Source organism: Oceanobacillus limi, from assembly GCF_900111445.1.
Taxonomy (GTDB): Bacteria; Bacillota; Bacilli; order Bacillales; family Amphibacillaceae; genus Ornithinibacillus; species Ornithinibacillus limi.
In genome coordinates this window covers 43254-57602 of the sequence record NZ_FOHE01000007.1, presented here as the reverse complement: position 1 = coordinate 57602, position 14349 = coordinate 43254, and the positions used below count along the sequence as shown (strand labels likewise).

Sequence of the window (14349 nt, the reverse complement as noted above, 5' to 3'; positions counted from 1 at the left end):
AAAGTGTCTCTCAAAGGGTTACAAAATTCCTTTGAGAGACTGTGGATTTACAATGATTCCTTAATAACCTTTTTATAGTAGAAAACCGATAGAATACCAAATACAGAATACAGTGCTGTGTATAGCAACATAACGATTACCATCGGTGTCCACATTTCGGTTCCGAAGAAGAACCATCCAGATTCAACCGCAAAATAACTATGGCTTAGTCCTACAATTAGTGGAATTCCAAAGTTGAATAGCTGCTTTACCTGGATCCCTTTTAATAAGTCATACTGTGTGAAACCTAGCTTTCGAAGGATGGTATAGTTAGGTTTTTCTTCATCCCCTTCATCCATCTGTTTAAAGTAAAGAATACAGCCAGAAGTAATTAAAAATGTTAACCCTAAAAAGCCGACGATAAACATGGTCAGTCCCATACTTTGTTTTTGGGATTGACTTCTTTCAATTTGTGATTCATGTGCTGCCCATTTGCTAATATCTTGCTGGAAAATTTCATTAGCTGTTTCGAGTTCTCCAGACCGATCAATATCAATCCCAACGTAAACAGGAAATTCCGTGTTGTCGAGAGCTTCTTGATCTAAATTTTCCTTCACTTGGTGATAAACTTGATTATCAATAACCGCTGTAGGAAATCCTCCTGTAATTCGGGTTGGAAGGATAAATTTCTCCTCTACACCAAGATAGTCTAATTCAATAGTATGGTCCAAATCTAGTAATGCAATGTTTCCCGAATCCTTAAAGGATATAAATTGCTGCATTGCATCATTGGAATTGATAAACACGGTTTCGCTAGGCGAGACATCTAGATTGTCCGTAGCTTCATCACTCACAAAGATCATTGTAGTAACACCAGGATCAAAATTGACATTTAGTTCATCAATGGAATCAATTATATCCGATAGATCTACCTCTAATTCCAATAGATCAACGTTAATTGTGCTATAGTCAATCTGATGTTGATCAAGTGCTGATTGGAATGTGCTTGCATGTTCCTCATTTGGAATTGAAAAATGGTGCGGAATGGATTGTTCTGCTGTTTTTTCCGCCGAATAATAAGATATATAGGTTAATGCGAGCAAACCAATAGCAAGTGCTGATACCGTCGTAATAATAGTTAATAATAAAGCGTTCGATTTCATACGAAACATAATTGATGAAAGGGATAATACTTCATTTAGCTTTAGGTAGCCGTTTTTCTTTTTCCGAATTAGATTGAAAAGGAAGCTTATTGATCCCTTATAAAATAAATACGTACCGAAGATGACGGAGCCAAGGATAAGTGCCATTGCTATAAATAAGCTATTCATACCAACAAAGTCTCCACTAAATAATCGGGTAGACAGATAATATCCAAACGCAATCAAGCCAATCCCTAACATACCTATTATAATTTGTATAAATGATAATCGTTTCACTTTATTTTCTGTTGATGTGCGCACCTGAAATAAAGTTAAGATGGTTTGTCTTTTAATAAAGATCGCATTTATAATCATGACAAAAATATAAATACAGGAAAACACGATAAGTGTCTGAATAAGTGCTTCTGTAGAAAAACGTAGAGAAGCTACTGCCTCAATCCCTGTTAGTTTCAGGAAGATCATCATAACCAATCTAGACATAGCAAAACCAATAAAAATTCCACCAGCCATAGATGCAAAATACAATAGTATGTTTTCGATTCCAAGGGTTTTTATGATTTGTCCCTTTGTCATTCCGATTAATTGAAATAACCCTATTTCTTTACTCCGCCGTTTAATAAATAGGTTGTTTGCATAGACAAGGAAAACAGCTACGATCACAATTAACATAATCGATGCAGCTTTGATAGCTGCTGCTCCTTTAATGGTTCCTTTTGTCGCATCTAAAGATGGATCATACTGTAAGGTAACAAAGGAGAAATACAATGCAACACTAAAAATTAACGCAAATACATATAGATAATAGTTTCGAACGTTTTTCTTCAAATTGCGGAAAATGAGCTGATTAATGTTCATGATGAACCCCACCCAGTACACCTTGTGTTTTTATAATATCCTGGAAAAATGACTGTCTGGTCTCGTCACCTTTATTTAATTGGGTATATATTTGGCCGTCTTTTATAAAAATTACTCGCTTACTAAAGCTAGCTGCAACCGGATCGTGGGTGACCATTACAATGGATGTGTTTCGTTTTTGGTTTAAATCGCTTAACTTATGAAGTAAGTCAGAAGCGGCTTTCGAATCAAGAGCTCCAGTTGGTTCATCTGCAAAAATAATGCTCGGTTCGTGGATAAAGGCTCTAGCAGCTGATGTTCGTTGTTTTTGCCCACCTGAAATTTCGTTTGGATATTTGTCTTTTATATCCACAATACCTAGCTCTCCTGCAATAGCTTTAAAACGATTATCCGCATCTTTTTTGGACACCTTCTTAATCGAAAGCGGTAATAGGATATTTTCTTTAACTGTAAGCGTATCTAATAGGTTATATTCTTGAAAGATAAAACCCAAATGATTTTTTCTGAATTCCGCAAGCTGTTTTTCTTTCATGCTTGTAAATTCTTTTCCTTCAATTTTGATGGATCCTTTTGTTTTTGGATCGATAGAGGACAGGACATTTAGTAACGTTGTTTTACCAGACCCTGATGCTCCCATAATGCTTAAAAATTCACCTGTTTCTACCTGGATGTCAATTCCTTTTAATACTTCCTGCTTATTAAATTTATTCCCATAACTTTTATATAACTTCGTTGCTTCGAGTATATTCACTACCATCACGCTCCTTTTATAATTCCATCATAGACAAAATGAATGGCTTTTACCTTCGATTTGTCTAACAGAAATAGGAAAGCATGTGACATTTTTGTCACATGCTCGTTATATCCACGAAGGCATTTTTTTTAGGAAATGTAAGGGTGAACGTCGTACCTTCGTCTCGTTTGGATTGAACCTCTATTTTAATTTTCAGTGATTCGGCAACTTTTTTCGTTAAATATAACCCCATACCTGTTGAAGCGCTATCGTTATGGTGCCGTGTGGATGTAAAGCCCTTGTCAAAAATACGTTGTAAATCTCTTGGGTCAATTCCACGTCCATAGTCACGTATGGATAGAGTTGTTAGACCTTTTTTTGTATAGCTTTCAATATCGATATCAGAAGCTTCGCTATACTTTACGGCATTCGTTATGAGTTGACGTAATATGAAGGAGAACCACTTTGCGTCCGTAAGTATATGCGTAACATGAAGGGATACATCGAACCCGATCTTTCTTTGCATACACCATGTTTTTAATCCCTTTATTTCCTGAAAGATTACGGATTCCAAGTTTGTTCTTTCGATATATAAATCATGATTAAGAAACGGCATGCGCTTTTGATGTAATTGTTGATCTAATAATAAATGAACCCTTAACCATTCGTATTGAAGCTGTGATTTCAAATCTTCTTGTTCTACACGTTCCATCATTAATTGCATGGCGGTTAGTGGTGTTTTTATTTCGTGAATCCAGGATAACAAATCATCTTTTTCTTGTTCGACGTGCGTTATATTTTGACTCATTTCCCGCTTATAATGTTCGGTTTGCTCTGTAAGGTTTTTCTCAACGATCGCTTCTAAAGGACTACTGGAATTAGGAATAGGCGATACGTCATCTAAAGGTTCCCAGTCCTCCAAACGACGATAAAAATTCGTTTCTTTTTGGTAACGAACAATTAAAAACAGGATAAATCCAATGGATGATAGAAAAACGATATATAATAGGGACAGGACTGGAAGGGTGGAGTCCATAAAACCAATAAATATAATAAAAAATTGCAACACAATAAAGAAAATAATCCAGCTCATTCGTTCGATTAAAAATTTCTTAATCATGTAGATTGTCCTTTTCTTTAGCAATATACCCTTGTCCAACCTTGGTTTCAATATACTGCCCAATATCAAGATCCTCTAGTTTTTTACGTAAGCGATTTACATTAACAGTTAACGTATTATCACTAACAAACCGTTCATCATCCCATAAACTCTTAATGAGTTCTTCACGGCTTACAATTTCATTTTTCCTTTCAATCAGTATTTTTAATATGAACATTTCATTTTTTGTGAGTTCGATTGATGCTGTGTTAGATGATACTGTATTTTTCATGTAATCGACTGTTGTTCCGCACCAGGTTTTTAGCTCGGTATGTTGTTCGGTATTATAATTGTACACACGACGGAGAACAGCTTGAATTTTTGCGATTAATACATCGAAGTGGAATGGCTTTTGTACAAAGTCATCTGCTCCTAATTGCATCGACATAACCATATCTGTAGGGTGGTCTCGCGATGATAAGAAAATAATTGGTACATTGGAATGAGCTCGGATCATTCGACACCAATGAAAACCGTCAAATTTTGGTAGCTGTATATCGATGATGACTAAGTCAGGTTTATGAATAGAATATTCTTGAATGACATTATTAAAATCGCTGATACCGATTACTTCATAAGACCACTGAGAAAGTCGTTGTTTGACTTCTTCAAATAAGGTCATATCATCTTCTATTAACAAAATTTTAAACAATTGAACCACCACACTAAACTTGTATTTAATCTTAAGTTTATCGTAATATCATTCTTCTAACAATGTAATAGAAAATAAATCGACCTAATAGTAAAATAAAACTAGTAAGGAAGGAATTTTCCATTTTTTAACGAAAGTAGATAGATATAACTAGGACATTATTGATCAATCATGAAAGGTGAAGGTGATTCAATTGGTCTTTTTAAAGCATGGTCATATTCGAATCAATTATGAATGGATTCAATCCGAGAATCCTTTTGCAGATGAAACACTTATTTTCATCCATGGGATCGGTTTAGATATGCATACATGGGAGTTTGTCATTCCATATCTGCGTAAATATTATGATATCGTTACCTATGATTTGCGTGGCCATGGAAAGAGTGATTCTGGTGATGAAAAGGGGACTGTTGAGCTATTGTATAAAGATTTCACCTTCCTTCTATCTGAATTGGAAATTAAATCCTATCATATTGTTGCGCAAGGTTTTGGTGGTTTAATTGGTGTTTATCATGCAGCACAGGAACAGAAACTAAGCAATCAATTACGTTCGCTAATTTTGTTAAGCGTTCCCTTCCATTACCCAAAAAAGCTAGGTAGTAAAGTGGTACGTCAACGCAAGGAATTGGTGGAAGGCCAAGATAATATGTTAGGAATGGGAAAAGAACTAATAGATAAGATTTGTTATCCTCCAACAAAAGAAAAACAAGCAATTATATTCAATGCTTATAAAAAGGTTTCTCCTACTGTATATTTTAATTTATTCCACACAGATGACTTACCGAATGCAACTAGGAATCTACAAAAGATAGAAAAACCAATACTTATCCTATCCGGTTCAGAGGATGAAGTATTTCCCCCTGAGTTAAATAGTGCTAGTCTGAACTTCAATGTAAATGTAAGGTATTATACTGTGCCGTATGCTTCATTTTTGGTACAAATGGATCAACCGAAAATTACTGCTGATTGGATTCATAACTTCATTGAAAAACAACGAATGCATCAGGAGCAAGGTGCATTTCATAAAGACCTAACAGCAGAGTTATACACGGAAATTAGAGGGATGCTCCATGAAGAGGATCAACATGAACTAGAAGTGAATATTATGAATGGATTTGGAGTTTCCTTAAATAAACAGCGTATTTTAGAAGGGTGGGGAAAACGAAAAGCAAAACAAATTCTCGTTTATCTTTTACTTCAGCATTCATCCACACGGGATGAGTTATGTGATGTGTTTTGGCCTGAGGTTGATTTAAATAACGCACGGAATCGCTTGCGGGTAGCTTTGCATCATTTAAATCACTTGTTACAGACGAATTCGAATACCAAATTCCTTGTGACAGAACGAGAACACGTATATTTACAAGGCAATATAAAATCTGATTTAGTTGACCATATTGAGGCTATAAAAGCGGCCCAGCATATAACAGATCTTGATAAAAGAGCGAGACAATATCAGGAAATTTTATCCCAAATAACAGAAAACCCATTACCGGGATTGTATGAAGAATGGTTTTTAAATAAAAGGTATTGGATCGAAAGAAAGTGGGGAGATATGTCGATATTTCTTGCAGAACGTTTCGAACAACGTGGAATGATAAAGGATGCATTCTATTATATGAAAGTTGCTTATCAATATCAATCTGAGAATTACGACGTATATCAACGGTTAACGGCGTTGGAAGAGAAATTACCATGATGTTTGCGTCAACAAAATGGAAGGTGTAATGGTACTGTAATGGCCCTTTTGTTATACTTTAGAAACAGAAAATTCTTCACTTTTATTTCTCGTTAAGGAGGGAAGTTTACGTTTTTGCGGGTATAAATTTTTTATCAGAAAAGGGCAAACCTATTGAAAAATAGGGACGCAAAGTCACAGGTCTAAAGTTGGTAACAATAATGACGGCTGGATTACCTGAAATACGATTGTATTTTAGGAGGTACTATGATAAAAACAGTGGGGTTAGACCAAGAGTGGGTAGAATTGATTGTAAAGGCGAAAGACTTAGGGATGAGTACAGAAGAGGTAAGAGCGTTTATCCTGGAAAGTCAAACGGAAGGTGTTCAACTTACATACCCAAAAAAAGATCAATATATTGTGTGAATTGTTGACCTTTCAATACGAAAGGCTTTTCTTTTGTCTGAAAACAATTATCAATCTAATTATCTCGCATAGAACGGACAGGCCGACAATAACGCGGGCGTCCTGCCGCATTGTTGGTACTTGCACGTCCTAGGTGTCTTCAGTCTCCACTTCATGCTTATAAGGTAAAACCAAGGAGGTTAAGTGGAGGGTCAATTGAACGTTAAATGTCCAGTTCGTTTATCTAATATCAGTGGGAATGAAGAAAATCCTATTGATTGATGATAAACTTTATTTAGATACAAACTTGTTCCCTTGAATCCAAAACCGGTATGGATAATCCTTTGCTTCACCGGAGTTAGGTATTCCAATTCTTTTTCCTGCTGATATGTTTTCCGGCTTATAGCCTTGGGTAATAAAAAGGGGTGATCCATGAAATGATCTTCCGTAATCCTCCATATTAATTCCCATCGCCTTTGTTAGTTTACCGGGTCCGTTTGTTAGGTTTTCTATTTTTTGAACAGGCCTTCTATGTTGCATAATATCTATTCCTGAATGGGGTTCTAATGCCCGAATGAGTACCGCTTCCGGTTGTTCGAGTGGACCGCTCACTACATTAACGAGACAATGCGTATGCATCTGGTAGACATACACTGTACCTGCTTTAGCAAACATGATCTCTGTCCGTTTGGTTCGACGGTTTTGGTAACTATGAGCTGCGCGGTCATTTGGACCAAGATAAGCCTCTGTCTCTACAATATATCCAGAAGTAATTCCTTCTTCTGTTTCCTTTACGAGAATGCATCCGAGTAATTCTTTCGCTAACTCTAATGTTGGTTTATGGTAAAACGCGGCTGGTAAAGGTTGATGTGTGTTGGTGTGTTTCATCATACTTTCCTCTCTAATAAGACTTATAAGGTATGATATATATTCCATCATTGGCTAGCCAATCAGCATACAAAACATCTGAAATACGAGTAATTCCCTTAGTTGCTAATTGTTCAAGAAGCCATGAATGATCATATCCTAAGCTTTTAATATTATCAGTTAATACCTCTCCGTCCATAATTAACGTGGAGCTTAGATACGTAGGTTGAGGGGCTAAGCTTAAATCCTTGACAGTTACCTTTTGATACACATGCTTCTTCAATATACTTATGGACCCGTTTGTTTCCAAGATAGCGTAGGCAACTTCACGTATGGAGAATATTTCGCTTTGTCTTAATAAACTTAGCAATTGATTCATATTCATTCTATTTTTTTTCAACTGGTATCTATCAATTTTACCATCTCGAATAATAATAGAAGGATTCCCTTCTAAAAAGCTTCGCAACCCTTTATATTTTAAAAGAATCTTTTCCATAACGATCATTAAAACTCCCCATATCATAATGGTGTAAAAAATATAGAACAAATTGACACTTTCCTCATAGATACCATTCCCGAGCAATTCGGAAAGCACAATAGCAGTAATGAAATCAAAAGGGGTTAACTGTTTAATGGTAGTTTTCCCTAAAATCTTTGTGATGAAAAATAGCAAAAAGAAACCTAAAGCAACTTTAATCGTTATTTCCCAAATGTTAAGCTCCATTGTTTTCTCCCCTAGTAAGTATAAATTATGCTATTAGTTTTGACTTGCTTTCAAGATATTATTCTTAGAATCTATGACATTCGTATATGCAAGTAAACAGTAAATAAATCCTTTGAAATCCAGTTGGGGATATCCTACATTTATAATTTCCAGTAATTCAGCTTTTTTAATTCTCCATGTTTCATCAACTTGTCGGAATCATGAATCGACCTTCTGCATAGGATGTATAAATACCGCGACCTATATGGAGGGAACACGATGGACATTCTAGGTAAAGTTAAGAATTTCCGAGAAGAGGAAAGACGCTTGCAATGGGAAGGAACGTTCGCGGAATATTTGGATATTGTGAAAGAACGGCCTGAGGTTGCCCAAACAGCACATTCACGTGTGTACAATATGATTAAAGCTTCAGGTTTAACCGAACGAGATGGCACAAAAATGTATCATTTTTTTGGAGAAGAAATTTTTGGGTTAGAAGAAGCAATTGAAAGGCTAGTTGAAGAATATTTTCATCCCGCCGCGAAACGACTGGATGTACGTAAGCGAATTTTGTTACTCATGGGACCTGTTAGTGGAGGGAAATCAACAATTGTAACCATGCTAAAGCGAGGTTTAGAACAATACTCTCGTACAGATGAAGGTGCCGTATATGCCATTAAAGGCTGTCCAATGCATGAAGATCCTTTACACTTAATTCCAAGTCATTTGCGAGAAGATTTTTATGAAGAATATGGAATTCGTATCGAAGGCAGTTTATCTCCATTAAATACGATGCGATTGGAAAAAGAATATAATGGGCAGATCGAGGATGTTAAGGTTGAACGAATCTTTTTCTCTGAGGATAAACGGGTAGGAATTGGTACCTTTAGCCCTTCCGATCCAAAATCCCAGGATATTGCCGATTTAACAGGAAGTATCGATTTTTCAACCATAGCAGAATATGGGTCGGAATCCGATCCGCGCGCCTACCGGTTTGATGGTGAGCTAAATAAAGCGAATCGCGGCATGATGGAATTTCAAGAGATGCTTAAATGCGATGAAAAGTTTTTATGGCATTTGTTATCGTTGACACAGGAAGGGAATTTTAAGGCAGGAAGATTCGCGCTGATTTCAGCAGATGAATTAATTGTTGCGCACACCAACGAAGCAGAGTACCGCTCGTTTATATCAAATAAAAAGAACGAGGCACTTCATTCACGGATTATCGTCATGCCAATTCCATATAATCTGAAAGTAAGTGAGGAAGAAAGAATTTATGAAAAAATGATCAAGGAAAGTGACATGGCCCATGTGCATATTGCCCCACATGCATTGCGTGTTGCTGCGATTTTTTCTATCTTAACAAGGTTAAAGGAATCGAAAAAACAAGGCGTTGATTTGGTGAAGAAGATGCGCCTATACGACGGGGATGATGTAGAAGGGTTTCATCAAGCAGATGTGGAGGAACTGAAGAAGGAGTTTCCTGATGAGGGGATGCACGGCATTGACCCACGTTATGTCATCAATCGAATATCCTCTACCATCATTAGTAAAGAGGTTGCCTCAATCAATGCGTTAGATGTATTACGCTCGTTAAAAAATGGCTTAGACCAACACGCATCCATCTCCCAAGAAGATAAAGAGAAGTATATGAATTATATTTCTATTGCTAGAAGAGAGTACGATGAAATTGCGAAGAAAGAGGTTCAAAAAGCATTTGTATACTCTTATGAAGAGTCAGCGAAATCATTAATGGATAATTATTTAGATAATGTGGAAGCTTATTGCAATAAGAATAAAATTCGCGATCCACTCACCGGTGAAGAAATGAATCCAGATGAGAAATTAATGCGATCGATTGAGGAACAAATTGGGATATCGGAAAATGCGAAAAAGGGCTTCCGAGAAGAAATATTAATTCGTATCTCTGCGTATGCTCGGAAGGGTAAAAAGTTTGATTATAACTCCCATGAACGCCTGCGAGAAGCAATTCAAAAGAAACTGTTTGCTGACTTAAAAGATGTTGTGAAGATTACAACATCGTCCAAGACACCTGATGAATCACAACTGAAGAAAATAAACGAAGTAATCGCTCGACTAATTGATGAATATGGCTATAATTCTGTCTCGGCAAACGAGTTATTACGCTATGTAGGAAGTTTATTAAACCGATAAAAAAACAAGACTGACATTCTGTTGGTCTTGTTTTTTTACCAAATAGAACGAAATTCGATTGTTGTTAAGCTTATTAAAAAGCGGAATTAGGAAAAGCGATTGCAATTCTATGCATGTTCCTGCATAAGATAAAGAAATATCAAGTTTATAAGCTTGGTATAAAATATGAATAGGAGGGGAAGGCATTGCAGGAAGAAGGTAAGAATTTTGTTGTCTCCAAGGAAGATTGGTCCCTCCATCGCAAAGGCTTTCAAGATCAACAACGTCACATGGATAAAGTAAAGGAAGCCATTAAAAATAATTTACCAGATTTAATTAGTGAAGAAAACATTATCATGTCGAATGGACGTGATGTGGTAAAGATTCCTATTCGTTCGTTGGATGAATATAAGATACGCTATAATCATAATAAACAAAAGCATATCGGCCAAGGTGATGGTGACAGTCAAGTTGGTGATGTCGTTGGACGGGAACCTGGAAAAGCGAAGAAAGGTCAAGGACAAGGGAAAAAAGCGGGTAATCAGCCAGGTCAGGATTATTATGAGACAGAGGTGTCGTTTGCTGAGTTGGAAGAAGCCCTATTTAAAGAACTAGAACTGCCCGATCTAAAGCAAAAGGAGCAAGCAGAGATTGTTACCGAAAAGATTGAATTCAATGATATCAGAAAAAAAGGTCTAATGGGCAATATTGATAAAAAACGAACGATCTTAACGGCGCTAAAGCGCAATGCCACAGAAGGTAAGGCAGAAATAACACCAATTTATAATGATGATCTTCGTTTTAAAACGTGGAATGAAGAAATAAAACCAGAATCAAAAGCGGTTGTATTAGCAATGATGGATACGAGTGCATCGATGGGGACGTTTGAAAAGTATATGGCAAGAAGCTTCTTCTTTTGGATGACCCGATTTTTACGCACGAAATATGAGTCGGTTGAAATTGCCTTTATTGCCCATCATACGGAAGCGAAAGTAGTTACCGAAGAAAACTTTTTTTCTAAAGGTGAAAGCGGTGGAACGATTTGTTCATCGGCATATAGTAAAGCGTTGGAATTAATTGATGAAGAATATAATCCATCCCGCTATAATATATATCCTTTCCATTTTTCTGACGGTGAAAATATTACCTCAGATAACCCCAAGTGCATTGAGTTAGTGAATGAGATCATGGATGTATCCAATATGTTTGGATATGCTGAAGTAAACTTATATAATCGTCCTTCTACTTTAATGCGAGCTTATCAATCATTCGATAATCCGAAGTTCCGTCATTATATTATGAGAGAAAAGAAAGATGTGTACCATGCAATGAAGAAATTTTTTCAAAAAGCAGAAGCTGTTGTGTAAAACCCCCATTATGGGGGTTTTGCTATGGTAGGTGGTCGTGGTGGATGTTGGTTATGAGCGTAAAAATGAATTTATGATCGAAATACAATGGTTTATGAGCGGAAATCTGGATTTATGATCATATTTGCTCCATTTATGAGCAGATCGAAGAATTTATGAGCATACGCAACAAATGGGCTCATTCCACAACCTCTATTTTATAAACACCACGGTCTGTACTGATTAGAAACTTTTCCCCATCAAACTCATATAACGAGTCATCCTGTAATGGAATTTCATACATGGAAGCGGGTAAATCTTGTGTGCTATTGGTTGCATCTGTTGTAATATTTCCATTGCCATTTAAATGGAGTGCGTGCATTGGTACATAATCATCAATTCGGCGCGTATTTCTTGCGTAGGAAATGTCTTGTAACTGAAGTACCGTTTGATCCAGATCATCCATTTCATGCTTGGTTACTTTTATCGTTTGTCCGTTCCATTGTTGTAATAAATCATTAAGTTCTTCGATTGATAGGAATTTCTGTTCCATACTATCCCTCCTACTGTTAGCGTCTCCTAGAAACGAACATTCATACAAGGGATCACGTTATGGATTGTGGCAATATTTGTCTAGCTTTAAGACGTATAATGATTGACAGTAACAAGTAAATTATGATATTAAAAAGATAGCTTTAGCACTCGTGGCATGAGACTGCTAAATTCAATCAAAAAGGAGAGGTTAAGAATGGGAAAAACAGAATTTAAAGCTGAATCCAAACGGTTATTGGATCTTATGATTAACTCCATTTATTCACAGAAAGAGGTCTTCTTACGTGAGCTCATTTCCAATGCGAGTGATGCGATTGATAAAATATATTACAAGACATTAACGGATGATAATTTAAGCTTCAATCAAGAGGACTACTACATAAAAGTGGATCCAAATAAAGATAAACGTACCTTAACCATCACAGATACTGGAATTGGAATGACCAAGGAAGAGTTGGAAAAAAACCTTGGAACAATTGCCAAAAGTGGGTCTCTCTCATTTAAAAGTGAAAATGAGATCAAAGACGGTCACGATATTATCGGCCAATTTGGTGTTGGTTTTTATGCAGCATTTATGGTTGCGGATAATGTGACTGTAATTAGTAAGACATTGGGTAGTGATGAAGCGTACAAATGGGAATCCCAAGGTTCAGATGGATACACAATTGAGCCAACAGACAAATCGACAGTGGGAACAGAAATTATTTTAACCATTAAAGAAAACACAGAAGATGAATCATATGATGAATTTTTAGATGAGAATCGCTTACAAAATATTATTAAAAAATACTCAGATTTTATTCGTTATCCAATCAAAATGGATGTGACAGAGCAGCAGCTAAAAGAGGGAAGCGATGAGGAGTATGAGGATGTTATCGAAGAACAAACGATTAATAGCATGGTCCCAATTTGGCGTAAAAACAAAAGTGAGCTAACGGATGAAGATTATGAAAGCTTTTACCAAGAAAAGCGATATGGATTTGATAAACCATTAAAGCATATTCACTTAAGTGTGGATGGCACCATTCGTTATAATGCGATTCTATATATTCCGGAAAACCGACCTTTTGATTATTACTCACAAGACTATGAAAAAGGTTTAGAACTCTATTCCAATGGTGTATTGATCATGGACAAATGTGCTGATTTAGTCCCAGACCACTTTAGCTTTGTAAAAGGTTTAGTTGACTCAGAAGATTTATCCTTAAACATTTCCAGGGAAATGCTACAGCACGATAGACAGCTCAAACTAATTGCTAAAAACATCAATAAAAAAATTAAGAGTCAGCTATTGAGTCTACAAAGAGAAGAACGTGAGCAATATGAAAAATTTTACGATGCTTTCGGAAGACAATTGAAATTTGGTGTTTACAATGAGTTCGGAGCAAACAAAGATGTACTAAAAGACCTGTTAATGTTTTATTCATCCAAAGAAAAGAAACTGGTAACGCTAGAGGAATATGTTTCTAGAATGCCTGAAGACCAAAAGTATATTTATTATGCAACAGGTGAATCGTATGAAAAGATTGAAAAACTTCCACAAACAGAGCTAGTTGCAGATAAGGGCTATGAAATCCTGTACTTTACGGAAGAAATTGATGAGTTTGCAATTCGCATGCTGACAAGCTATCAAGAAAAAGAATTTAAGTCTGTATCAAGTGGCGATTTAGAGATAGATGCAGAAGATAAAAAAGAAGCAGAGAAAAAAGATGAGGAAAATAAAGAGTTATTTGACTACATGAAAGAAGTGCTTTCCGGTAAGGTTAAGGATGTAAAAGTGTCAACAAGGTTGAAAACACACCCTGTTTGCTTATCAGCTGATGGTGAAATTTCAATTGAGATGGAAAAAGTCATTAATGCGATGCCAGATAACCAGCAAATTAAAGCGGACAAAGTATTAGAGATTAACACGGATCATGAAATTTTCCAAAGCTTAACGAAAGCATTTGGACAAGATAAGGAAAAAGTAAAACTATATACGACATTACTTTATAACCAAGCATTACTAATTGAAGGATTGCCTATTGAAGATCCTGTAGAATTTACGAATGATATGTGTAAAGTAATGATTTAAAGGAAAAAGGCCGAAAGTCTCGGCCTTTT

General features: G+C 36.2%; 12 protein-coding genes and 1 riboswitch. Of the genes, 5 read left to right on the top strand and 7 right to left on the bottom strand.

The window, feature by feature from the left end; translation table 11 throughout:
* Positions 1-47: 47 nt before the first annotated feature.
* The 4 genes from BMX40_RS09310 to BMX40_RS09295 all read right to left on the bottom strand — a co-directional run bounded on the left by BMX40_RS09310 (position 48) and on the right by BMX40_RS09295 (position 4541).
* On the bottom strand, positions 48-1997 hold the full coding sequence (locus tag BMX40_RS09310; RefSeq protein WP_090869133.1) for an FtsX-like permease family protein: 1950 nt from the start codon (positions 1995-1997) through the stop codon (positions 48-50).
* Positions 1987-2748 carry an ABC transporter ATP-binding protein gene (locus BMX40_RS09305; RefSeq protein WP_090869131.1) on the bottom strand — a complete coding sequence of 254 codons (762 nt, stop codon included), beginning with the start codon at positions 2746-2748 and terminating at the stop codon, positions 1987-1989. The genes BMX40_RS09310 and BMX40_RS09305 overlap by 11 nt, the downstream gene beginning before the upstream one ends.
* A 97-nt stretch (positions 2749-2845) precedes the next feature.
* Positions 2846-3850: a sensor histidine kinase gene (locus BMX40_RS09300; protein ID WP_090869129.1), complete on the bottom strand. Its 1005-nt coding sequence runs from the start codon at positions 3848-3850 to the stop codon at positions 2846-2848.
* On the bottom strand, positions 3843-4541 hold the full coding sequence (locus tag BMX40_RS09295) for a response regulator transcription factor (RefSeq protein ID WP_090869127.1): 699 nt from the start codon (positions 4539-4541) through the stop codon (positions 3843-3845). Before BMX40_RS09295 ends, BMX40_RS09300 begins: the two co-directional genes overlap by 8 nt.
* A gap of 178 nt (positions 4542-4719) precedes the next feature.
* Between BMX40_RS09295 and BMX40_RS09290 the strand changes: the two genes are divergently transcribed.
* Positions 4720-6240 (top strand): alpha/beta hydrolase, encoded by a 1521-nt coding sequence (locus BMX40_RS09290; protein WP_170840731.1) that lies wholly within the window; start codon positions 4720-4722, stop codon positions 6238-6240.
* Positions 6241-6373: 133 nt separating this feature from the next.
* Positions 6374-6460, top strand: a riboswitch (cyclic di-GMP riboswitch).
* Between the two features lie 26 nt (positions 6461-6486).
* Positions 6487-6645 (top strand): anti-repressor SinI family protein, encoded by a 159-nt coding sequence (locus tag BMX40_RS09285; RefSeq protein WP_090869123.1) that lies wholly within the window; start codon positions 6487-6489, stop codon positions 6643-6645.
* Between the two features lie 270 nt (positions 6646-6915).
* On the opposite strand, the gene BMX40_RS09280 is transcribed toward BMX40_RS09285, so the two are convergent.
* Complete coding sequence (locus BMX40_RS09280; RefSeq protein WP_090869121.1) at positions 6916-7512, bottom strand: DNA-3-methyladenine glycosylase; 597 nt, start codon at positions 7510-7512, stop codon at positions 6916-6918.
* A 13-nt stretch (positions 7513-7525) separates the two neighbouring features.
* Positions 7526-8215 carry a YetF domain-containing protein gene (locus BMX40_RS09275; protein ID WP_090869119.1) on the bottom strand — a complete coding sequence of 230 codons (690 nt, stop codon included), beginning with the start codon at positions 8213-8215 and terminating at the stop codon, positions 7526-7528.
* A gap of 258 nt (positions 8216-8473) precedes the next feature.
* On the opposite strand from BMX40_RS09275, the gene BMX40_RS09270 reads away from it, so the two are divergent.
* On the top strand, positions 8474-10369 hold the full coding sequence (locus tag BMX40_RS09270) for a PrkA family serine protein kinase (protein ID WP_090869117.1): 1896 nt from the start codon (positions 8474-8476) through the stop codon (positions 10367-10369).
* Between the two features lie 185 nt (positions 10370-10554).
* Positions 10555-11715 (top strand): sporulation protein YhbH, encoded by a 1161-nt coding sequence (gene yhbH / locus BMX40_RS09265; protein ID WP_090869115.1) that lies wholly within the window; start codon positions 10555-10557, stop codon positions 11713-11715.
* 178 nt (positions 11716-11893) lie between these two features.
* On the opposite strand, the gene ymzB is transcribed toward yhbH, so the two are convergent.
* The gene (gene ymzB / locus BMX40_RS09260; protein ID WP_090869113.1) at positions 11894-12247 is read right to left on the bottom strand and encodes a protein YmzB; all 354 of its coding nucleotides are present in this window, start codon (positions 12245-12247) and stop codon (positions 11894-11896) included.
* Between the two features lie 195 nt (positions 12248-12442).
* Here ymzB and htpG point away from each other — a divergent pair, with 195 nt between their 5' ends.
* Entirely contained in the window at positions 12443-14320 is a 1878-nt protein-coding gene (htpG, locus tag BMX40_RS09255) for a molecular chaperone HtpG (protein ID WP_090869110.1), read from the top strand.
* The last annotated feature ends 29 nt before the right edge of the window (positions 14321-14349 follow it).

Coding starts and splice junctions, on each gene's coding strand:
- ymzB (WP_090869113.1), bottom strand. CDS start 12,247: ATGGAACAGAAATTCCTATCAATCGAAGAACTTAATGATTTATTACAA.
- BMX40_RS09310 (WP_090869133.1), bottom strand. CDS start 1,997: ATGAACATTAATCAGCTCATTTTCCGCAATTTGAAGAAAAACGTTCGA.
- BMX40_RS09270 (WP_090869117.1), top strand. CDS start 8,474: ATGGACATTCTAGGTAAAGTTAAGAATTTCCGAGAAGAGGAAAGACGC.
- BMX40_RS09275 (WP_090869119.1), bottom strand. CDS start 8,215: ATGGAGCTTAACATTTGGGAAATAACGATTAAAGTTGCTTTAGGTTTC.
- BMX40_RS09285 (WP_090869123.1), top strand. CDS start 6,487: ATGATAAAAACAGTGGGGTTAGACCAAGAGTGGGTAGAATTGATTGTA.
- htpG (WP_090869110.1), top strand. CDS start 12,443: ATGGGAAAAACAGAATTTAAAGCTGAATCCAAACGGTTATTGGATCTT.
- BMX40_RS09300 (WP_090869129.1), bottom strand. CDS start 3,850: ATGATTAAGAAATTTTTAATCGAACGAATGAGCTGGATTATTTTCTTT.
- BMX40_RS09280 (WP_090869121.1), bottom strand. CDS start 7,512: ATGAAACACACCAACACACATCAACCTTTACCAGCCGCGTTTTACCAT.